18 protein-coding genes are annotated in these 20,334 nt (G+C 72.4%); 9 read left to right on the plus strand and 9 right to left on the minus strand.

The annotated features are described in order from the left end of the window. Positions 1-103 precede the first annotated feature (103 nt). The gene (locus tag AB0H12_RS32240; RefSeq protein WP_499628137.1) at positions 104-943 is read left to right on the plus strand and encodes an NmrA family NAD(P)-binding protein; all 840 of its coding nucleotides are present in this window, start codon (positions 104-106) and stop codon (positions 941-943) included. 165 nt (positions 944-1,108) lie between these two features. Here the strand turns inward: AB0H12_RS32240 and upp are convergent, their stop codons facing one another. Beyond that, the gene (upp, locus tag AB0H12_RS32245; RefSeq protein ID WP_123745437.1) at positions 1,109-1,735 is read right to left on the minus strand and encodes a uracil phosphoribosyltransferase; all 627 of its coding nucleotides are present in this window, start codon (positions 1,733-1,735) and stop codon (positions 1,109-1,111) included. A 29-nt stretch (positions 1,736-1,764) separates the two neighbouring features. Between upp and AB0H12_RS32250 the strand changes: the two genes are divergently transcribed. The 5 genes from AB0H12_RS32250 (at position 1,765) to AB0H12_RS32270 (ending at position 9,422) form a co-directional block, all read left to right on the plus strand. Continuing rightward, on the plus strand, positions 1,765-6,897 hold the full coding sequence (locus AB0H12_RS32250; protein WP_499628140.1) for a trypsin-like peptidase domain-containing protein: 5,133 nt from the start codon (positions 1,765-1,767) through the stop codon (positions 6,895-6,897). 2 nt (positions 6,898-6,899) lie between these two features. Continuing rightward, a complete protein-coding gene (locus AB0H12_RS32255) occupies positions 6,900-7,883 on the plus strand; it encodes a Gfo/Idh/MocA family protein (RefSeq protein WP_499628142.1) in 984 nt (327 codons plus the stop codon). A 249-nt stretch (positions 7,884-8,132) separates the two neighbouring features. Further along, positions 8,133-8,288, plus strand: a complete 156-nt coding sequence (locus tag AB0H12_RS32260; RefSeq protein ID WP_499628144.1) for a DUF397 domain-containing protein — start codon at positions 8,133-8,135, stop codon at positions 8,286-8,288. Then, entirely contained in the window at positions 8,282-8,731 is a 450-nt protein-coding gene (locus AB0H12_RS32265; RefSeq protein ID WP_499628146.1) for a hypothetical protein, read from the plus strand. The genes AB0H12_RS32260 and AB0H12_RS32265 overlap by 7 nt, the downstream gene beginning before the upstream one ends. Before the next feature lie 34 nt (positions 8,732-8,765). Next, entirely contained in the window at positions 8,766-9,422 is a 657-nt protein-coding gene (locus AB0H12_RS32270; RefSeq protein ID WP_499628148.1) for a DUF1707 SHOCT-like domain-containing protein, read from the plus strand. A gap of 102 nt (positions 9,423-9,524) precedes the next feature. Here the strand turns inward: AB0H12_RS32270 and AB0H12_RS32275 are convergent, their stop codons facing one another. Further along, a complete protein-coding gene (locus tag AB0H12_RS32275) occupies positions 9,525-11,411 on the minus strand; it encodes a PKD domain-containing protein (protein ID WP_499628149.1) in 1,887 nt (628 codons plus the stop codon). A 229-nt stretch (positions 11,412-11,640) separates the two neighbouring features. On the opposite strand from AB0H12_RS32275, the gene deoC reads away from it, so the two are divergent. The 3 genes from deoC to AB0H12_RS32290 are packed head-to-tail and all read left to right on the plus strand — an operon-like array spanning position 11,641 to position 14,921. Continuing rightward, complete coding sequence (gene deoC / locus AB0H12_RS32280) at positions 11,641-12,606, plus strand: deoxyribose-phosphate aldolase (RefSeq protein WP_499628150.1); 966 nt, start codon at positions 11,641-11,643, stop codon at positions 12,604-12,606. Position 12,607: 1 nt separating this feature from the next. Beyond that, a complete protein-coding gene (locus AB0H12_RS32285) occupies positions 12,608-14,035 on the plus strand; it encodes an aldehyde dehydrogenase family protein (protein ID WP_499628152.1) in 1,428 nt (475 codons plus the stop codon). Next, on the plus strand, positions 14,028-14,921 hold the full coding sequence (locus tag AB0H12_RS32290) for an aldehyde dehydrogenase family protein (RefSeq protein WP_499628154.1): 894 nt from the start codon (positions 14,028-14,030) through the stop codon (positions 14,919-14,921). Before AB0H12_RS32285 ends, AB0H12_RS32290 begins: the two co-directional genes overlap by 8 nt. On the opposite strand, the gene AB0H12_RS32295 is transcribed toward AB0H12_RS32290, so the two are convergent. The 7 genes from AB0H12_RS32295 to AB0H12_RS32325 all read right to left on the minus strand — a co-directional run bounded on the left by AB0H12_RS32295 (position 14,918) and on the right by AB0H12_RS32325 (position 20,140). Further along, positions 14,918-15,487, minus strand: coding sequence for a hypothetical protein (locus AB0H12_RS32295; protein WP_499628155.1), 570 nt, complete (start codon positions 15,485-15,487; stop codon positions 14,918-14,920). The two genes, AB0H12_RS32290 and AB0H12_RS32295, sit on opposite strands and share 4 nt — an antisense overlap. After that, positions 15,484-16,827, minus strand: a complete 1,344-nt coding sequence (locus AB0H12_RS32300) for a hypothetical protein (RefSeq protein WP_499628157.1) — start codon at positions 16,825-16,827, stop codon at positions 15,484-15,486. Before AB0H12_RS32300 ends, AB0H12_RS32295 begins: the two co-directional genes overlap by 4 nt. Next, positions 16,824-17,612 (minus strand): ABC transporter ATP-binding protein, encoded by a 789-nt coding sequence (locus AB0H12_RS32305; RefSeq protein ID WP_499628158.1) that lies wholly within the window; start codon positions 17,610-17,612, stop codon positions 16,824-16,826. Before AB0H12_RS32305 ends, AB0H12_RS32300 begins: the two co-directional genes overlap by 4 nt. 14 nt (positions 17,613-17,626) lie before the next feature. After that, positions 17,627-18,394 carry a zf-HC2 domain-containing protein gene (locus AB0H12_RS32310; protein ID WP_499628160.1) on the minus strand — a complete coding sequence of 256 codons (768 nt, stop codon included), beginning with the start codon at positions 18,392-18,394 and terminating at the stop codon, positions 17,627-17,629. Next, complete coding sequence (locus AB0H12_RS32315) at positions 18,391-18,900, minus strand: RNA polymerase sigma factor (protein WP_499628162.1); 510 nt, start codon at positions 18,898-18,900, stop codon at positions 18,391-18,393. Before AB0H12_RS32315 ends, AB0H12_RS32310 begins: the two co-directional genes overlap by 4 nt. A gap of 77 nt (positions 18,901-18,977) precedes the next feature. Further along, on the minus strand, positions 18,978-19,553 hold the full coding sequence (locus AB0H12_RS32320; RefSeq protein WP_499628164.1) for a Fic/DOC family protein: 576 nt from the start codon (positions 19,551-19,553) through the stop codon (positions 18,978-18,980). Then, positions 19,553-20,140 (minus strand): type II toxin-antitoxin system antitoxin SocA domain-containing protein, encoded by a 588-nt coding sequence (locus AB0H12_RS32325; protein ID WP_499628165.1) that lies wholly within the window; start codon positions 20,138-20,140, stop codon positions 19,553-19,555. Before AB0H12_RS32325 ends, AB0H12_RS32320 begins: the two co-directional genes overlap by 1 nt. Between the last annotated feature and the right edge of the window lie 194 nt (positions 20,141-20,334).

Genomic DNA, 20,334 nt, shown 5'->3' on the forward strand with positions numbered 1-20,334 from the left:
CGCGAAGTTCTCTCGCGTCCATTGCAAACTTTTGCATGTGCGGAGTGGGTGGTGAGCGCGCTAGCTTCGGCGCTGTTCAAGTTTGAGTAACTGGGGAGGGCTTGTGACGATCCTGGTCACCGGGGCGACCGGAACCATCGGCGGCGCGGTCGTGCGGCAGTTGGCGGAGGCGGGTGTGCCTGCGCGCGCGTTGACGCGGAACCCGGCTCGGGCCGTGGTGCCCGCGGGCGTGGAGGTGGTCGGTGGTGATCTGACGCGGCCGGGCGAGCTGCCGTTGGCGGGCGTGACGGCGGTGTTCCTGCTGGCGGCGATCGAGTCGGAGGACGCGGCGGGGCACGCGCGGGCGTTCCTGGAGCGCGCGCCGGACCTGCGGCGGGTGGTGTTCCTGTCGAGCAGCGCGGTGACCGTGAAGCGGCCGGGGAGCTACGAGCTGCACCACGACGTGGAGCGGGTGATCGAGGCGTCCGGGGTGGCGTGGACGCACGTCCGGCCGGGCGAGTTCATGGCGAACAAGCTGATCTGGGCGCGGACGATCAGGGAGGAGGGCGTGGTGCGGGCGCCGTTCCCGGAGTCGGTCGGGGCGCCGGTGCACGAGGACGACGTGGCCGAGGTGGCGGTGCACGCGTTGCTGCGTGACGGGCACGCGGGCAAGGCGTACACGTTGAGCGGGCCGGAGGCCCTGACGCACGTCGAGCAGGCCGCGGCCATCAGCCGGGGCCTGGGCCGCCCGATCCGCTTCGAACGCCTGACCTACGGCCAGGCCCGTGCCACCTTGATCCGCGACGAGGGCCTGCCCTACGACGTCGCCGAGTACCTGCTCGGCTACATGGCCCAGCACAACGAGGAACCGGCCACCGTGACGGCCGACTTCACCACCGTCACGGGCCACCGGGGCCGCACCCTCTCCACCTGGGCCACCGACCACTCCACCACCCTGACCTAACCGCGTGTCGAACCTCCAGGTCCCGCGTGTCGAACGCTCAGGACCACCGTGTCGAACGTTCCGGTACCCCGAGTTCAACGCTCAGAACACGGCCGGCTGTCCCGAACGTTGAACTCGGGGTACGCGAGCGTTCGACACGCGGGACCCGAGCGTTCGACACGCTGGTTAGTGGACGGCGCCGTATTGGCGGTCGCCGGCGTCGCCCAGGCCCGGGACGATGAAGCCCGAGTCGTTCAGGCGTTCGTCGATGCTGGCGGTGACCAGGCGGATCGGGTGGGCGGACTCTTCGAGGTGCTTGATGCCCTCGGGGGCGGCCAGGGCGCAGATCGCGGTCACGTCGGTGGCGCCGCGGTCGGTCAGCAGGCGGATCGTGTAGGCCATGGAGCCGCCCGTGGCGAGCATCGGGTCCAGCACGAAGACGGGACGGCCGGCCAGCGAGTCGGGCAGCGACTCCATGTACGGGGTCGGCTGGAGGGTCTCCTCGTCACGCGCGAGGCCCACGAAGCCCATCTGCGCGTCCGGGATCAGCTTGTGCGCCTGGTCCGCCATGCCGAGACCGGCCCTCAGGACGGGCACCAGCAGCGGCGGGTTCGCCAGGCGGTAGCCGGTGGTCCGGGCGACGGGGGTGTGCACCCGCTCCTCGGCCACGGGCAGGTCGCGCGTGGCCTCGTACACGAGCATCACGGTCAACTCGTGCAGCGCGGCGCGGAACGCCGCGTTGTCCGTGCGGGCGTCGCGCATGGTGGTCAGCCGCGCCCGGGCGAGTGGGTGATCGACAACGAGGACGTCCATGGTCGAACAGTATGTGGTACCTCTAACCGATGCCCGACGGCTCGTTACCCAGCTCCGTCGTCCGCTTCACCGACGCGGCGGGCCGGACCGTCGGGGCGGGGGTCGTGCTCGGCCGCCACGTCGTCACGTGCGCCCACGTGGTCAACCTCGCGCTGGGCCTCGACCCGGGCTCGGCGGCCCGGCCGATGGAGGCGGTCGAGGTCGACTTCCCCGCGTTGAACGGCGAAACGGCGACGGCACGCGTGCGCACCTGGACACCGCCGCCGCCGCGGGAAGGCAGCCCGGGCGACGACATCGCCACGCTCGACCTCGACCTGCCCGCCGGCGTCACGCCCGCGCGGCTGGTCGCCGCGCCCCTGCTCGCCGGCAGCACGGTCGACGTGTTCGGCTACCCGGCGAACCGGCCGGACGGCGCGTGGACGCGTGCCGTGGTCCGCGGCCAGGTCGGCGGACGGCTCGTGCAGCTGGACAGCGAGTCCGCCCTGGCCGTCCAACGCGGGTACAGCGGCAGCCCGGTGTGGGATCACCGCACGGGCCGGGTGGTCGGCATCATCGCGACGGCCGCCTCCCAGGACAGCTACGCCGTCGCCGCCGACCGGCTGCGCGAGGAACTGCCCGGCGGCCCGGACGAGCTCACCGTGCTGCACCTGGCCGGCACGCGGTTCGGCTCCGGGCGGGCCACCTGGTCGCCGGACGACTTCGCCGAGGCGCGCCCCGACCTGGTGGTGTTCACCGGCGACCTGACCGAGCACGGCAGGCCGGACGAGTTCGAGCGCGGCTTCCGGTTCCTGGCCGGACTGGCCGACGCGGTGAAGCTGCCATGCGAACGGGTGGTCGTCGTGCCCGGGTCGCGGGACGTGAACAGGTTGGCGTGCGAGGCGTACTTCCGGCAGGAGGAGGCGTGGGGCCGGACCCCGAAGCCGCCGTACTGGCCGAAGTGGGGACCGTTCGCCGCGGCGTTCGAGGAGTTCCACGGCGCGCGGTTCAGCTTCACGCCGGACGAGCCGTGGACCCTGTTCGACTACCCCGACCTGGACCTCGTGGTCGCCGGCCTCAACTCGACCGTCGACGTCACCCACCAGGAGGACGGCCTCGGCCTGGGCCAACGGCAGGTCGAGCGGTTCCGCGAGCTCCTGCGGGATCACCGGCACGCGACCGTCAGGCGGCTGAGCGCGGTCCAGGGGCCGCTCGGGGCGCGGGTCCCGGTGGACGTCGACCTCCCGCTCACGAGCCTCCGCGACGAGTCCGCCACCTGGTCGCTCGTCGCCGTGCCGACCCGCGGCCCGGAGTGGACCGCGTCGCCCGTGCGGGCGGCCAGGGGCGTGGACACCTTCTTCGACCGCGTGCTGGAAGCCACCCGCGTGGCACACCCGACGGCGACCGTCACACCGCGCGCCGAGGAGCACTACATCCGGGTGTCGAAGCCCCGTGCGGGCGGTGGTTTCGAGCAGTGGCCGGTCGGCGTGGCCACGAAGGCGGACACCGAGGCGGTGGCCGCGTTCGCCGAGCACGTGCACGCCTCCTTCGCCGCGGCGGACCCCGCCGTGCCGTCCGAGCTGGTCTACAGCGGACCACCCGCCGCGCACGAGCTGGTGGTCGCGGCACGACGGGGCGGTGTGCGGCTGCGCAGCTTCGTGGAGTACCAGGGACTGCTGGACCTGCGGCCGTTGGCGGAGCGGCAGACCCGGCGGCTGGCCGGTGACCGGGTCTACCCGGCCGACCTGTACGTGCCGCAGCGGTTCGGCCTGGCGGGATCGGCGGAGGGTGGCGACGACCTGCTGCGACGGGTGCTCGCCTGGCTCGGCGAGGACGTCGCCCGGTTCGTGGTGGTGCTCGGCGACTTCGGGCGCGGCAAGTCGTTCCTGCTGCGGCAGTTGACCCGGGCCCTGCCCGCCGAGCACCCCGGCCTGCTGCCCGTGCTGGTGGAGCTGCGCAGCCTCGAGAAGGGGCCGACGCTGGACGAGCTCCTGGCGCAGCACCTCGTCCGCGAGGGCGTGGACGCGGTCGAGGTGGCCAAGCTGCGGTACATGATCAGCAGCGGTCGGCTGGCACTGCTGTTCGACGGGTTCGACGAGCTCGAACTGCGGGTCGGCTACGACAACGCGGCCGACTACCTGTCCACGCTGCTGCAGGCCGTGACCGATCGGGCGAAGGTCGTGCTGACGAGCCGCAGCCAGCACTTCCAGTCCACCGACCAGGTGCTGAACGCGCTCGGCCGGCGGGTGTCGGCGTTGACCGCCAGCCGGGTCGCGGTGCTGGAGGACTTCACCGACGACCAGATCCGCGACTTCCTGACCAGGCACTACGGCGGTAACGCGGCCCGTGCGGCGGCGCGGTTCGAGCTGCTGGGCGCGATCAACGACCTGCTGGGCCTGTCCCGGAACCCGAGGATGCTGTCGTTCATCGCAGACCTGGACGACGAGCGGTTGCACGAGGTGCGCCGGCAGCACGGTCGGATCAGCGCGGCGGAGCTGTACCGGGAGCTGGTGGACTTCTGGCTGGTGCAGGAGGTGGGCCGGCAACGGCACCGGCACGGGACGCCGTCGTTCGACGGGGCGGAGCGGCTGTCGGCGTGCACGGCGCTGGCGTTGCGGCTGTGGCAGACCACGGCGACGACCATCGACACGGCCGACCTGGAGGACACCGTGGTGCGGACGTTGACCCGGTTGACCGAGCGCGGGTACTCGATCGACCAGGCCGCGCACGCCGTCGGTTCGGGGTCGTTGCTGGTGCGGACGGAGGCGGGCGGATTCGCGTTCGTCCACCAGTCGGTGATGGAGTGGCTGGTGGCGAAGGTGGCGGCGGACGACCTGCCCGGCACGGACCTGGTGACCCGCAGGATGTCCCGGCTGATGGTCGACTTCCTGTGCGACCTGGCCGGTCACGACGTCGCGCTGCGGTGGGCACGCGGGGTGCTGACCGATGCCGATGCGCCGGAGGCGGCGAAGCAGAACGCGACCGAGGTGGCGAAGCGGCTGGAGGCGCGGGTCCACCTGTCGTTGGCCAACGCCGACCTGCGCGCGTTCGACTTCGGTGAGCTGGACCTGCGAGGTGCGGATCTCAGCGGCGCCGACCTGTCGGGCCAACGGCTCTACGACAAGAGCTTGGCCGGAGCGAATCTGTCCGCCGCCAACCTGACCGACGTGCGGATGACCGGCGGCGACCTCACGGGTGCCGTCTTGACCGGCAGCCGGTGGGACCGGGCGGCACTGCTGGGCGTGACCGGTCCGGCGCCGGAGGAGGCGGCGGTGGCAGGCCGTGACCCCGCGACGCCGATGCTCGCGCCGCCGGGGCAGGACATAGCGGCGGTCGCCTTCTCGCCGGACGGTGAGCTGGTTGCGATAGCGCACGAGCACGTGGTGGAGCTGCGGCACCTGCGGACGAACCAGCCCGTGCGGGTGTGGCGCAGACATGCGCACCCGATCATCGACGTCACCTATGCGCAGAACGGCCGCCTGATCGCCACGCTGGAGCAGGGCAACACGGCACACATCTGGGACGCGGCCACAGGTGAGCTGGTCACCAGCATGCCGCCCTACCGGACCAGCCAAGGCTGTTTCGTGCTGGGCGGCGATCGCTTCGTCACCTGGGACGTCACCCGTCAGGTCGTGCAGTTGTGGAACACCAAGTCCGGCAAGGTGGTGAGCCAGCTTCCGGCGGCGTACCACGGCCTCGCCGTGTCGGCCGACGGGAGTGTGATCGTCACGAGGTCGGGCTACGGAGTGGAGGTCCTACGAGCGCACGACCTGGAGACCGTCGGGAACTTCAGGGTTGACGGCGGTGAGCACCTGACCGTCTCACCCTCCGGCTCGATCGTCGCTGTCAGCACCCTCCGGAACGTCACCCTCGTGGACACGCGCACCGGCGAGCGGCTGGGGCACTTTCCGAGCCAGCTCAGCAGCATCGACCACATGGCGTTCCTCGGCGACGGCCACATCCTGCTCGCGGCAGATCGGCAGTTCGCCGTCTTCAACCGCGACGGGACCCGGGTGTTGAGCGACCACGCCTCAGCCCGCATCACCCACGTCAGCCCGTCCGGCGACGGCAGGCGCTTCGCGCTCACCACGGATCAGGGTTCGGCCGATGTCCACACGATGGCTGACGGGCAGCGGCAGCGGTTGAGCGACCTGGGGCACTCGGTCGGTTCCGCTTCGTACTCGTCGGACGGCCGGTCGCTGCTCACCATGTTCCAGGACGGGATGGTCCACAGGTGGGACCTCGGGACCGGCGACGTCGAGAGCGCGGCCATGGATTCGACCAGCGCCAAGCGGCTTGCCGCGTTCTCGTCGGAGAGCACGACAGCGGTGTTCGCGGTCGAAGGGGGGTTCAAGATCACTGGGCCGGGTCAAGGGGTCGTGCACGTCACCCCGGGGCTCTCCTCGCTGGCGGTGTCCGCGGACGGACACCGCCTGGTCACCGCCTCGACCGGCAACGTCGTGACGTACTGGGACCTGCCGAACCGGGTTCGGCTGACCACCTACCAGCACGACGGCGCCGCGATCACCGAGGTCGCGTTGGAACCGACGGGTCGCCTCGTCGCGACCGCGCACCACGACGGCACCGCCTACGTCTGGGACGAGACCATGACGCGCCGGGTGCCTCTCGTGGGCCACGACACGTCGGTGTCGGGCATCGCTTTCTCGCGCGACGGCCGGCGCCTCGCCACCGCTTCCTCCGATCGCACGGCACGCGTCTGGGACCTCGCCGGCCGGGAGTTGGCCCGGTTCGGAGGGCACGACGGTGCAGTCCAGGACGTCGCGTTCTCCGCCGACGGCCACCGGATCGCCACGGCATCCGCGGACGGGACCACCCGGATCTGGAGCGTGACCGGAGAGCTCCTGCTGACCCTGATCGGACATGTCGGCGGGGTCTGCAGCGTGGCGTTCTCGCCCGACGGAGCGCGTATCGCGACCACTTCAGACGACGGCACGGCACGGATCTGGAACGCCGGCACCGGTGAGGAGCTGGCGGTGTTGGTACACGGGTCCGGTGAGACGGCGGTCGTGCTGCCGGACGGGTCGTACCGGGCCAGCTGGGGCGTTGGTGACCGGCTGTGGTGGGCCGTCAAGCAGGTTCGGTTCGAGGTGGGCGAGCTGGACGAGCACTACCCGGACATCAGGCGGCTCGGGGTTGACGAGGTGCTCCCGGGGGTAACGTCCTGAGCATGGCCGACCACGTGCGGATCGGGGTTCTGGGGGCGGCGCGGATCGTGCCGGCGGCGTTGGTGAGGCCGGGGCGGTCGGTGGCGTCGGTCGAGGTCGCGGCGGTGGCGGCGCGCGACGTCGGGCGGGCGCAGCACTTCGCCGACCGGCACGGGATTCCTCGCGTGCACGGGAGCTACGAGGAGCTGTTGGACGACCCGAACGTGGACGCCGTCTACGTCCCGCTGCCCAACGGGTTGCACGGGAGGTGGACGTCGGCGGCCTTGGCGGCCGGCAAGCACGTGTTGTGCGAGAAGCCGTTCGCGGCCAACGCGGACGAGGCGGCCGAGGTCGCGGCGGCGGCGAAGAGCAGCGGGCTCGTGGTGATGGAGGCGTTCCACTACCGGTATCACCCGTTGGCGTCGCGGTTGGCGGAAGTGGTCGCGGAGTTGGGCGAACTGCGGCACGTGGAGGCGCGGATGTGCTTCCCGCTGCCGAGGTTCGGCGACATCCGGTACTCGCTGGAGTTGGCCGGTGGGGCGTTGATGGACGCCGGGTGCTACTCGGTGAACGCGGTGCGGTACCTGGGCGGCGCCGAGCCGGAGGTGAAGTCGGCGCGGGCGCTGCTGAAGGGCGACGGCGTCGACCGGGCGATGCGGGCGGAGTTGAAGTTCCCCGCCGGGCACACCGGGACCGTGGTGACGTCGATGTGGTCGCGGTCGTTGCTGAGGCTGTCGGCGAAGGTCTTGGGGGCCAACGGCGAGCTGCGCGTGTTCAACCCGTTCGCGCCGCAGTTCGGCCACCGGCTCGTCGTGGAGGTGAACGGGCACCACCGGGTCGAGCGGTTCGACCGGCGGCCGTCGTACGAGTACCAGTTGGAGGCGTTCGCCGACGCCGTGCTGCACGGCAAGCCGTTCCCGACGACGGCGGACGACGCGGTGGCCACGATGCGGGTCGTGGACGAGATCTACCGCGCCGCCGGGTTGCCGGTGCGTCAGCCCAGCTGATCCAGTTGCCGGTGCGCGTCGCGAGGTCGATTGCCCGCGCGCGCCATCCGCCTCGTGATGGACTTCGCCGACCGAGCCTGGTCCCCGTGGGAAGCCGGGGCCCGAGCACGTTCCTCGAAGAGGAAGTGCACCTCACCAACGCTAGGCTTGCCTGGCAGGGGCTGCGTGCCTTGGCGGGTCGGCCGAAGGGTCGCTGGGGCTCATCTCCGAGCTCGCGGGACGGATGACGTGGTGCGAGGAGCGCAACCGATGGACCTCACCGACGCGCGCCGGCGCGAGAGCAGCCGCGGCAGCGGCCAGACCGACTGCGTCGAGGCCGACCGCACCGCCGTCCGCGGCTCCGGGAACCCCGACGGCCCGGTCCTGTTCTTCGGCGAGGTCGACGGGTCGGTGTTCGCGTGGTGAAGTGGTTCGTGGCGCTCGTCGCGGCCGTGGCGGTGGCCGGGTGCCAGGCGCAGGCCGAGCCCGCGGTGAAGGCCGGGACCGGCCAGTTGCGGACCGACCTCGACCCGCTGCTCTCCCGCTTCCCCGTGCTGGGGGCGCCGGCCGGGGCGCGGTGGATGTCCGGCACGTTCGGGCGCGCCGACGTGCCCGGACCGTCCACCTACTGGATCGACGCGGTGGTCACGCTCGACCCGTCCGCGGTCGACCAGCTGATGACCGCCCACGCGCCGGCGGCCGAGGGCAGGACGCCCGAGGTGGTGGAAGGCATGCGCGCGGAGCTGCCGGACGGGCCGTTCCTGACCGGGGACGCGCTGGACGCGGCGTTCGACCACGAGCGGTGGCACGCGTCGGCCTTCCTCGAACCGGAATCCGGCGAGCTGGTCCTCGTCGCGACGGGAAACTGACCAAACCGACGACCGCACTCCTAGACTCACCCGTGTGAGCGACGAGTTGGTGCCGGATCCCCGTCAGATGCGTGCCTCGGACGCCGACCGCGAGAAGGTCGCCCAAGTGCTCCAGCAGGCGCACGGCGAGGGTCGGCTGGACCTGCACGAGCTGGACGAACGCCTCGCGGCCGTGTACTCGGCCAAGACCTACGGCGACCTGGTGCCCCTGACCGCCGACCTCGGCGTGCCCGCGCCGTCCGTGATGCCCGTGCCGGTGCAGCACAACGCCCCCGCGTCCCGCATCGGCGGCACGCCCGGCACCACGGTCTCGGTCGCGTTCTGGTCCGGCGTGGAACGTCGCGGCGAGTGGGTCGTGCCACCGACGCACACCGCGGTGGCGGTCATGGGCGGTGTCGAGCTGGACCTGACCCGGGCCCGCTTCGCGCAGGGGGAGACGACGATCAACGCCTACGCGCTCATGGGCGCGGTGGAGATCATCGTGCCGGAGGACGTCACCGTCCACGTGACCGGCATCGGCTTCATGGGCGCGTTCGAGGACGCCACGCACAAGGGCGCGCCGACGATCCCCGGCGGACCGGTCGTGAAGATCACCGGGTTCGCGATGATGGGCGCGGTCGAGGTGCGCCGTCCGAAGAACCCGAAGAAGAAGAAACTCAAGGGTCGCAACCACGGCGAGTTGGAGGGTTAGTCGCGGGCACCGGAGGTGTTGCCCTTCGTCGTCCCGCCCCCTCGCGAAGCCGCGAATGCCCAGCCCTGTCCTCGACGACCCGTCCAGCCGTCGAGGACGAGGTCACGAAACCCCTGCGCGTGGGCTCACCGGCCCGCGGCGCCTGCGCCGGCCCCTCACGACCAGTGCGACGCCGACGACGAGGAGCACGAGACCCGCCGCGGCGGTGGCGGGCAGGTCTCCCCCGACACCGGTCACGGGCAGCATCCCCGCCGTCTCGGCGGTGTCGGTCGGTGGCGACGGGGCGGCGACCGGCGACACCGCGATCGTGGCCGTGGCGGGCGCGCTGTCGGCGCCGTCCTTGTCGCGCACCGTCACGGTCACCACGTAGGCGCCGGGCCCGGAGTAGGTGTGCGAGGGCGTGTCGGTGGTGACGACCTCGACCGTGCCGTCACCCCAGTCGATCGTGTGCCGGGGCGCGGCGACGTCCGGCGGCCAGGCGTCGGTGGCCCGCAGCGCCACGGTGACGGGGGTGCCGGCGACCGCCTCGGGGGGAGCCTCGACAGTCACGCTCGGTGGCAGGTTCCGCACCGTGACGGTGGTCTCCGCGGTCTCCGCCAGGGTCCGCCCCGCGGTGACCAGGAGCCTGGCCGATCCAACGGCCGGACCGTCGCCGAGCCCGAACTCCGCGAGCTGCCGCGCGGTCACCGTGGGCTGGGGACCGGTGGCGTCGTCGTACTCCCCGTCGCCGTCGAGGTCCCAGGCGTAGAGGGCGTCCGGCGGGGCGACCGTGCGGCTCGCGTCGAGCGTCAGGCTCGCCGCGCCTTCGTCCAGCTCGTAAGGGCCGCCCGCGTCCGCGGCGACGGTGACGCCGACCCGCTGGACCACCGCGCACTCGCCCGCCACGGTCGCGAACTCCTCCGCGGTCAGCGCGGCGAGTTCCGCGCCGGGCATCAGGTGCCCGTCGACCCAGACGTAGCCCTGCGCGCCCGGGACGGTCTGGCAGTTCGACCTGGGCCCGTTGTGGAGGTTGAACGGCCAGGACGCGCTCCCTGTCGGGCCGTTCACCACGGCTCGCGCGTCACCGTCGCCGCCGCCGTGGAACGTCGCGGTGAACGCGAGGGTGACGACCGCGCCCGCCGCGATGGCCGCGCCGTCCGAGGTCCACACGATCTTGTCGTCGGTCAACGCGGCCGACCCCGTCGAGGTAGTGATCGCGTCGCCGACGTCCGCGTCGTCGAGCAGCCCGCTCACGTCGATCTCGTGGGAACGCGCGGTCAGCGTGCTCGTGTGGCGCAGGCTCCGCATGGTCAGCTCGTAGCCGACGACGTCGCCGTGCGCCACGGTGCCCGGCCGGTCGGTCGTGAGGCCGAAGTCCTGCTGGGTGAAGTCGGACTCCGACGTCACGGCGTACGAGTACAGCGACGAGTTGTGCAGGGTCTCGTCGGTCACGTCCATCTGGCGGTAGAGGTCGGCGTTCGTCGTGGTCTGCGACTGGCTGGGCCGGTCCGCGGTGGCGAGCACCCCGACCAGGCACGGCGTGCCGTCGCGGGGCGACATGTCGATGAAGGCGTTGGTGTCGGTCTCGTACAGGGCGTAGGTCGCACCCACGAAGAACTCGCTGCTCCACGTGACGCCGTCCGAGGAGTACTCGAAGACGCCGGTACCGGGGCACGCGCCGTGGGCGTCGTCGACGATCCTCGCCGGTTCGACGAACGCGGTGCCCGCCCGGCCGCGGATCTGGAAGCCGATGCGCACGTCGCGCACCGCTCCGCTGTAGTTGAACGCCAGGGTGTGGACGACGTTCATGCCCTCCGGCCAGTAGTACGGCGAGTAGTAGTCACCGTAGCCGACCGACTCGCCGGACTCCCAGAAGTCGGAGGGATAGGCGGTCGCGCCGCCGACCGTGCCCGTCCACACCGTCTGGACCGCCGCTGCCGGACTGGCCCAGGCCAGGCAGAGCACCAGCCCGAGGACCGCGGCGGCTGCCCGCCGGAGAAACGCGCTCATAAACCGATCCCTTCAGCGCGGAACCTCACCGCCGACGATTCACAACGGCCATTCTCATCCCCCTCCACCGCATCGACCCGGCGGAATTACCCACCCGATGGAATGGACATTCCCCTCCATTCGAGGTATTCGACTCCACCACCCATCGGACGAGTCGGTCCGCGCTTCCCGAATCGATGCCGAGTCGCTCGTTTAGGACGGCCGTCCCAGTCCGCCTAGACTCGGGGACATGGCTGCTCCATCGACATCGCCGTCGCTGCCCCCGGCGCTCGCGGACGCCGTCCGCGACGACGCGTCGCTGCGCCGGTTCCTGCACGGACTGCCCGGTGTGGACCAGGTCGGCGTCGAACAGCGCGCGGCCGGTCTGGGCACCCGCAGCATCAAGAAGGCCGCCAAGATGTGGGCCATCGACACCGCCATCAGCATGGTCGACCTGACCACGCTGGAAGGCGCGGACACCCACGGCAAGGTCCGGTCGCTCGCGGCGAAGGCCCGGCGGCCCGACCCGGACAACCCGGACGTGCCGAAGGTCGCCGCCGTCTGCGTGTACCCGGACATGGTGGAGACGGCCGTCGAGGAGCTCCGGGGCACGGGGATCGACGTCGCCAGCGTCGCGACCGCGTTCCCGTCCGGCCGGTCGAGCCTGAAGGTGAAGCTGGAGGACACCGCCTACGCCGTCGACGCGGGCGCGACCGAGATCGACATGGTGATCGACCGGGGCGCGTTCCTGTCCGGCCGGTACGGGCAGGTGTTCGACGAGATCGTGCAGGTCAAGCACGCCTGCGGGGACGCGCACCTCAAGGTGATCCTGGAGACCGGCGAGCTCGCGACGTACGACAACGTGCGCCGCGCGTCGTGGCTCGGTCTGCTCGCGGGCGGCGACTTCATCAAGACGTCCACCGGCAAGGTGTCCCCCGCCGCGACGCTGCCGGTCACGCACGTGATGCTGCAGGCCGTCCGCGACTGGCACGCCCGGACGGGCGAGCTCAGGGGCGTGAAGCCCGCAGGCGGCATCCGCACGACCAAGGACGCGATCAAGTACCTGGTCGCGGTGCACGAGGTCGCGGGACCGGAGTGGCTGACCCCGACCCTGTTCCGCTTCGGTGCCTCCACGCTGCTCAACGACCTGCTGATGCAGCGGCGCACCCAGTTGGCCGGCCACTACAGCGGCCCCGATTACGTGACGGTGGACTGACATGTGGGAATACGCGCCCGCGCCCGAATCACGGGACATCGCGAACCTCAAGCCGACCTACCGGATGTTCGTCGACGGCCAGTTCGTCGAGGGCGCCGGCGAGCCGCTGAAGACCGTCAACCCCGGCACGGAGGAGGTGCTCGCCGAGGTCTCCACGGCCGCGCCGGCGGACGTCGACAAGGCCGTGAAGGCCGCGCGCCGCGCCTACGACCGGGTCTGGGGCCGGATGCCCGGCTCCGAGCGCGCCAAGTACATCTTCCGCATCGCCCGCCTGATCCAGGAGCGGTCGCGGGAGCTGGCGGTGCTGGAGTCGTTGGACAACGGCAAGCCCATCAAGGAATCACGTGACGTGGACGTGCCGACGGCCGCCGCGCACTTCTTCTACCACGCGGGCTGGGCGGACAAGCTCGGCTACGCGGGCCTCGGCCCCGACCCGCGTCCGCTCGGCGTGGCCGGCCAGGTCATCCCGTGGAACTTCCCGTTGCTGATGGCGGCGTGGAAGATCGCGCCCGCGCTGGCGACCGGCAACACGGTGGTGATCAAGCCCGCCGAGACGACGCCGCTGAGCGCGCTGGTGCTGGCGGAGATCATCCAGCAGGCCGACCTGCCGCCCGGTGTGGTGAACATCCTCGCCGGCGCGGGTGACGTCGGCGCGGCGCTCGTGTCGCACCCGGACGTGGACAAGGTCGCGTTCACCGGGTCGACCGAGGTCGGCAAGATCATCCAGCGCCAGTTGGCCGGCACCGGCCGCAGGCTCACCCTGGAGCTGGGCGGCAAGGCGGCGAACATCGTGTTCGACGACGCGCCGCTCGACCAGGCGGTCGAGGGCATCGTCAACGGGATCTTCTTCAACCAGGGTCACGTGTGCTGCGCGGGTTCGCGGCTGCTGGTGCAGGAGTCCGTGGCCGACGAGCTGCTGGAGAAGCTGCACGCCCGCGTGTCCACGCTGCGCGTCGGCGACCCGTTGGACAAGAACACCGACGTCGGCGCGATCAACTCGCGCGAGCAGCTGACGAAGATCCAGGAGCTGGTCGAGACGGGCGACGCCGAGGGCGCGCAGCGGTGGACGTCCGCGTGCCCGTTGCCGGACAAGGGTTTCTACTTCGCGCCGACGGTGTTCTCGAACGTGTCGCAGGCGATGCGGATCGCGCGCGAGGAGATCTTCGGCCCGGTGCTGTCGGTGCTGACGTTCCGCACGCCGGACGAGGCCGTGGCCAAGGCGAACAACACGCCGTACGGGCTGTCGGCCGGCATCTGGACCGAGAAGGGGTCGCGCATCCTGTGGGCGGCGCAGAAGATGCGCGCCGGCGTGGTGTGGGCCAACACGTTCAACCGCTTCGACCCCACCGCCCCGTTCGGCGGCTACCAGGAGTCGGGCTTCGGCCGCGAGGGCGGTCGCACCGGGCTGGAGGCGTACCTCGATGTCTGAGAACCGGATTTCCCTCGGCAAGGCCGAGAACCGGATCGCCGTCGCGAAGACGTACAAGCTCTACATCGGCGGCGCGTTCCCCCGGTCGGAGTCCGGCCGGTCCTACCCCGTGGTCGACGCGAAGGGCGCGTTCCTGGCCAACGCGGCGCAGGGTTCGCGCAAGGACGCCCGGGACGCGGTCGCGGCGGCGCGCAAGGCGTTCCCCGGCTGGTCGGGCGCGACGGCGTACAACCGCGGGCAGGTGCTGTTCCGGGTGGCCGAGGTGCTGGAGGGCCGGCGGGAGCAGTTCGCCGCCGAGGTCGCCGCCTGCGAGGGCGTCGCGGCGAAGAAGGCGCAGTCGCTGGTGGACGCGGCCATCGACCGGTGGGTCTGGTACGCCGGGTGGACCGACAAGGTCGCCACGGTGCTCGGCGCGTCGAACCCGGTGGCCGGGCCGTACTTCTCGTTCTCCGTGCCGGAGCCGACGGGTGTGGTGGCGGTGCTCGCGCCGCAGCAGTCGTCGCTGCTGGGGTTGATCAGCGTGGTGGCGCCGGTGATCGCGACCGGCAACGCGGCGGTGGTCGTGACGTCGCAGGACCGGCCGTTGGCCGCGGTGACGTTGGCGGAGGTGCTGGCGACGTCCGACCTGCCCGGCGGTGTGGTGAACGTGCTGACCGGGCGCACGGCGGAGATCGCGCCCTGGCTGGCGTCGCACGCGGACGTGAACGCCCTGGACCTGACCGGCGCGCCGGAGTCGACGCGGGCGGACCTGGAGCGCGCGGCGGCGGGGACGGTGAAGCGCGTGCTGCGGGCGCGTCCGTCGGAGGACTTCACCCGCGAGCCGGACCTGGCCCGGCTGCGGGCGTTCCTGGAGATGAAGACGGTCTGGCACCCGGTGGGTGTCTAACGGCGGCAGCCGAACCAGCTGTAGGCGAGCAGGCCGGTGCAGCCGAGCACGACCGCGGTGACGGTGGCCGAGGTGGTGCCGGTCGGTTGCACCGGCCAGGTCAGCAGGCGGCTGAGCCAGTGCTCGTCGCCGGGCGGGACGACGAGCGTGGCGCCGGTCCAGCCGACCGGCAACGCCCACGCGGCACGTGGGCCGAACAGCAGCGCGCCCAGTGCCACCAGGCCGCCGAGGCCGACCACGTCGCGGAGCACGAACGCGTCGGTGGCGATCGGGTCGGCGACGCGGCCGGCCGCGAGCAGCAGCGCGGCGACGAACGCGCCGCCGAGAAGCAGGTGCGCGGCCCGGCGGGGCGGCCAGCCGAACGCGGCCGTGCGGTCCAGCGCCGGGTCGTGCGAGCCGAGGCCGTTCGCGACGGCGGCGACCCCGATGGCCGCGCCGAACGCGGCCAGCTGCGGGCTGCCGTGCGGCGGGGCGAGCGCGGCGAGCCCCGCCACCCCGACCACCACGGCCGCCGCCGACGCCGGGACCAGCCGGGACCTGGCGTGCAGGATGAGCCACCGCGTCACAGGGCACCGCCCGTGAGGGTGGTCAGGGGATCGCCGGCGCAGGCGGCCTGCACCTCTCGCGCCGCCTGGACCCGGGCCGCCTGCTCGGGCTCGGGCAGGGCGCGCAGGTGCTCCCAGGCGGCGGCGACCAGCCCGTCGGTCTCCTGGCCCAGCCAGAGCCGGTACACGGGCAGCGGCTCCAGGCGGCCGGTCAGCCACGCCGTCATCACCGTGCGGGCCGCGACCTCGCGCGTCACCGTCCTCGGGATGTGGTCGCCGTAGCAGGTGCGCGTCCCGGCCCCGGCCAACCAGTACGTCACCACCTGGTCCGGAGTGAGCGGCGTGCGGCGGAAGTAGGTGAACTCGTCCAGGTCGACCCACACCGCGTCGATCGACTCCGGCAGGCGCATGTCCTGCTCCCCGCGCTCCACCAGCGCGACCTGCCGCACCGACGTGGGCGGCGACGGCAGCTTCCCCATCAACCGCAGCACCTCCCGCGCGGGCCCCGTCAGCGCGGCCCGCTCGTGCTCGTGCGCCCGAGTCAGGCACAGCTGATCCGCGCACACCAGCTCCGCGGCCACCGGGTCCGCCGTGATGGCCTCCTCCGCCGTCGCGGGCAGCAACGGCACCGCGACGGCCGCCGCCACCAGCACCGGCAGCACGCCCAGCCACCGCCGACGCAGCGCCACCAACAGGAACCCGGTCGACGCGATCCCCGCGAACCACACCGCCTGCGCCGCGCTCACCGAACCGCCCACCGCCGTGAACACCGACCTCGGGAACGGCAGCGTCGGCAGCAACGCGGTCCACGGCAGGCCGTCCCCCGGCCGGCCGACCCCCAGCGACGTCACCGCCAACCCGGCGACCGCCAGCACCGGCGGCGTCAACGGCGACGGCACGAGCCGGCCGAGACCCATGCCCAGCCACGCCACGCCGACCAGCGCCAACGCGCCGACCAGGGCGGCCGGCAGCCAGCCCCAGTGGAAGTAGTCCGTCGCCGACACCACCTGCGCCGCGCCGACCGCGAACACCACCGCGTACGCCACCACGAGCCCGACCGCCAACGCGCCGAGCGTCCACCCGACCCGTTGGGCACGCGGTCGCGGCGTGGAGCCGAACAGCTCCTCCACCCCCGACCGCCGGTCGCGCAAGCCCTGCAACGCGCCCGCGCCGAGCGCCAGCGGCCAGGAGAACGCGAGCATGAACCTGACCCACTCGGTCAACGTCGTCCACTGCCGGCTCCACGCCGTGCTGTCCTTGGTCGACGGCCCCCAGAACAGCATGCCGACCATGACCACCGCGACCAGCGCGCCGAGCACCAGCGCCGTGGTGCGCTTCACCTCGATCCCGAGGATCCTCACCACGCACCGCCCAGCAGCGCCGAGTAGCCGCGCTCGATCGGGCTGTCCCCCACGTCGTCCGGCCCGCCGGCCGCCGCCAGTTCGGCGGGCGTGCCCTGGAAGACCAGCTTGCCCGCGGCGACCAGCACCACGTCCGTGCACGCCGCCGCGACGTCCTCGACCAGGTGCGTCGACACGACCACGCACGAGTCGGAACCCAACTCCTGCAACAGCTCCCGGAACCGGACCCGTTGACCGGGGTCCAGGCCGGCGGTCGGCTCGTCGAGCAGCAGCACCTCGGGGTCGTTCACGATCGCCTGCGCGATGCCCGCCCGCCGCACCATGCCGCCGGACAGCGTCTTCAGCCGGTCGTCCGCCCGGTCGGCCAGCCCGACCCGTTCGACGGCCCGCTGCACCGCGCCGGGCACGTCCCGCTTCGGCATCTCCTTGAGCCACGCCATGTACTCGACGAACTCGCGCACCGTGAACCGCTTGTAGTAGCCGAAGTCCTGCGGCAGGTAGCCGAGCGCGCGGCGCACCCGGCGCAGGTCCAGCCGCCCGGTCACCGGCGTGCCCAACACCTCCAACGTCCCCGACACGGGCCGCAGCACGGTCGCCAGCGACCGGATCAGCGTGGTCTTGCCCGCGCCGTTCGGCCCGAGCAGCCCGTGCACGCCGCGGCCGAGCCGCAGGTCCAGCCCGTCCACCGCCATCGTCCGGCCCGCGCGCACGCGCAGACCCCTGGCCTCGACCTGCCAGGCGTACCCCGTCGGCGCGACTTCCGCCGCGCTCACCACACGTGCCATCAGCCCTCCCTCCATCACAGCCGCGCGTAGGCCGCGGACCTGAAGAACACGGCGGCGGCGCCCCCGACGAGCACCGCCGCCCACAACGGCGCCGCACCCGGCGCGAGCACACCGGGCACACCGCCGACGACCGCCGCCGGACCGATCACCAGCACCGCCCACGCGGACGCGGCGGCGACGGCGGCCCGGCGCATCCCGATCACGCCGCCGAGCGCGAGCGTCACCGCGGTGACGCCGAGGCACGGCAGCAGCCAGTACGCGGGCGACGCGCCGGCCAGCCAACCGCCGACCAGCAACGCCGGCAGCACGGCCACGAGCACCGCGAACGTGCGGCGCAGCACCAGTTGCAGCCCGGCCCGGGGCGTGGACACGACCAGTTCGTAGGCCGGGTCCATGCCCCGCGACCACGCCGCGGCCACGCCGAGCACGGGCACGATCGGCGCGATCAGCAGGACCGCGGACAACGCCGTGTGACCGGGCAGCCCGTCCAGCGACAGCGCCGCCAGCACCACGAACGCCGTCATGGCCAGCCACGGCAGCAACGACGGCGTAGCCCAGCGGGCGAGCCGGTGCCGTCGGCGGGCGGGCGTCCCGGCGGGCGCCAACCCCGCCCACACGGTCGCGGTCAACGCCGTGACCTGCGGCGGAGCCAGGTCGGCCAGGCGCAGCCTGCACGTCTCGCACGTCTCCAGGTGCGCCTCGACCGCCCACAGCACGTCGGCGGGCAGGTCGTCGCCGCCCGCGTAACGGGCGATCGAGTCGGCGCTCGGGTGCTCGCTCATGACAGTGCCTCCCGCATCGCGATCCGGGCCCGCCGGGCGCGGGTCTTCACGGTGCCCTCGGGCACCCCGAGCAGCACCGCGGTCTCGCGCACGGTCAGCCCGTCCAGCACCATCGCCTGCAACACCTGCCGCAGCTCGGGCGCCAGGTCGCGCAGCGCGCCGCCGACGTCGTCGCCCAGCGCGCCGGCCAGCGCCTCGTCCTCGGCGGCGGGCGCGGCCGAGGTCTCGGCCACCGGCAGCGGCCGGGCCTGGTGCGCGCGCCGGCGGAACGCGTCGACCAGCCGCCGTGCCGCGATCGTCCACAGCCAGCCGACCGCCGTGCCGTCGACCGCGGCGCCCGCGAACGACCCCGCCGCCCGCCACACCGCCAGGTACGTCTCCTGCATGACCTCGGCCACGACCTGCTCGTCGGCGCACCGGCGGCGCAGGCGCACGGCCAGCCACGGCGACGTGCGGCGGTAGAGCTCCTCGAAGGCCGCGCGGTCGCCACGGGCCACCGCGCGCACCAACTGCTCCTCGTTCACATCCGGCAAGACGCCCCGCTCGCGGAAAAGGTTCTCGGCCCGATGTGAGCCGAGTCACATCACGCGACGCTCAGGACGGTGTCGAACAGGTCGCGCAACGAGTCGTTCGAACTCGTCAGACTCTGCTCGCACGCGTCGGTGAACGCGACCCGGTCCAGCGTGTGCACCGCGACCCGCCAGCCCGCCTCCCGCGCCAACTGGCGGAAGAACGCCCGCTGCGTGCGCCCGTTGCCCTCGCGGAACGGGTGCACGGCGTTGACCTCGGCGAAGTAGTGCGTGAATCGGTCCAGGAACGCGTCCCGCGGCAGGCCGCGCAGGTAGCGCTCCTTCTTCAGGTCGTCGAACACGCCGATCGCGTACGGCTCGATCTGCCGCCAGGCGGCGAACAACGCGGACTTGCCGATGTTGACCCGCCGGAGCTCACCGGCCCACGGGTAGAAGTCGCCGAAGATGCGGCGGTGGAAGGCACGCAGGTGGGCGAGGTCGTAGAGGCCGGGCAGGGGCGCCATCGCGAGCTGCTCGACGCGCATCGTGCTCAGGCGCGTCTCGGCGAAATCGCACTCGATCGGGTCGGTCAGGCCCAGGTTGTTGCGCAGCACCCCGGACACGGGGTCCAGGTAGGGGTCCTCGTCCACTACCGGCGCAGCGCCTCGATCTCCCTGGCGATCGCCTCGTCCGCGGTCAGCTCGCCGGCCGCGACGGCGCGCATCGTGGCCACCACGTCGTCCGGCACGTCCAGGCCCTCCAGCCGGGCGCTGCCGACGGCCTCGGCGATCGCTTCCTCGCCGCCGCTGGTCAACCGGCGGAAGTAGCGGGCCATCACCTCGTGCGAGAGGGGCGCGCTGCTCGGCTCGGACTCGGCCAGCTCACCGCGTGCGGCGCGCCACGGCTCCTCGTCGTGCGCCATGTCGCTCAACTCGTGCCTGCTGAAGTGCGCGTACCGCTCGACCACCGAACCGACGACCGCGCGTTCACGGTCGGTGAGCCGGCGCGGATCGCCTTCTTCCCACGCACAGACCTCGGACTGGCCCTGGTGGCGGTAGTAGACGTCGGGCACCACGGGACCTCGCCGCCACGCCTCGATCCGGGCGTCGAACAGGGGTTCGCCGTGCTCGGCCAGGTGCCACGCCTGGGCGTAGTAGAGGAGCTTCTGCAACTTCATCGGCGACTCGGGCCCGGTGCCGTCGAGCACGGCCGCGGCCACGTCGTGGACGTCCGCCATGCCACCTCCAGCGAGTGCTCTGAGCTGCGACTACTCATTCTACCGGAGATCGCGGCCGTGGTGGGCGGGCTTCGGCGGGGCAGTCGGCTGGTCGGCGGGCTAGTGTCCTGCGCCAGGAATTCGATCAAGATATGAGGCGAGGCGGTCGAGGATCTCGTCCGCGTCCTTGGTCCAGATGAAGGGCTTGGGGTCCT

The organism is Actinosynnema sp. NPDC023794 (assembly GCF_040639675.1).
GTDB classification, from domain to species: Bacteria; Actinomycetota; Actinomycetes; order Mycobacteriales; family Pseudonocardiaceae; genus Actinosynnema; species Actinosynnema luteola.

Excerpts from the sequence above, each read along its gene's own strand:
- upp (WP_123745437.1), bottom strand. The coding sequence starts at position 1,735 with ATGGACGTCCTCGTTGTCGATCACCCACTCGCCCGGGCGCGGCTGACC.
- AB0H12_RS32250 (WP_499628140.1), top strand. The coding sequence starts at position 1,765 with ATGCCCGACGGCTCGTTACCCAGCTCCGTCGTCCGCTTCACCGACGCG.
- AB0H12_RS32255 (WP_499628142.1), top strand. The coding sequence starts at position 6,900 with ATGGCCGACCACGTGCGGATCGGGGTTCTGGGGGCGGCGCGGATCGTG.
- AB0H12_RS32260 (WP_499628144.1), top strand. The coding sequence starts at position 8,133 with ATGGACCTCACCGACGCGCGCCGGCGCGAGAGCAGCCGCGGCAGCGGC.
- AB0H12_RS32275 (WP_499628149.1), bottom strand. The coding sequence starts at position 11,411 with ATGAGCGCGTTTCTCCGGCGGGCAGCCGCCGCGGTCCTCGGGCTGGTG.
- deoC (WP_499628150.1), top strand. The coding sequence starts at position 11,641 with ATGGCTGCTCCATCGACATCGCCGTCGCTGCCCCCGGCGCTCGCGGAC.
- AB0H12_RS32285 (WP_499628152.1), top strand. The coding sequence starts at position 12,608 with ATGTGGGAATACGCGCCCGCGCCCGAATCACGGGACATCGCGAACCTC.
- AB0H12_RS32290 (WP_499628154.1), top strand. The coding sequence starts at position 14,028 with ATGTCTGAGAACCGGATTTCCCTCGGCAAGGCCGAGAACCGGATCGCC.
- AB0H12_RS32305 (WP_499628158.1), bottom strand. The coding sequence starts at position 17,612 with ATGGCACGTGTGGTGAGCGCGGCGGAAGTCGCGCCGACGGGGTACGCC.
- AB0H12_RS32310 (WP_499628160.1), bottom strand. The coding sequence starts at position 18,394 with ATGAGCGAGCACCCGAGCGCCGACTCGATCGCCCGTTACGCGGGCGGC.
- AB0H12_RS32325 (WP_499628165.1), bottom strand. The coding sequence starts at position 20,140 with ATGGCGGACGTCCACGACGTGGCCGCGGCCGTGCTCGACGGCACCGGG.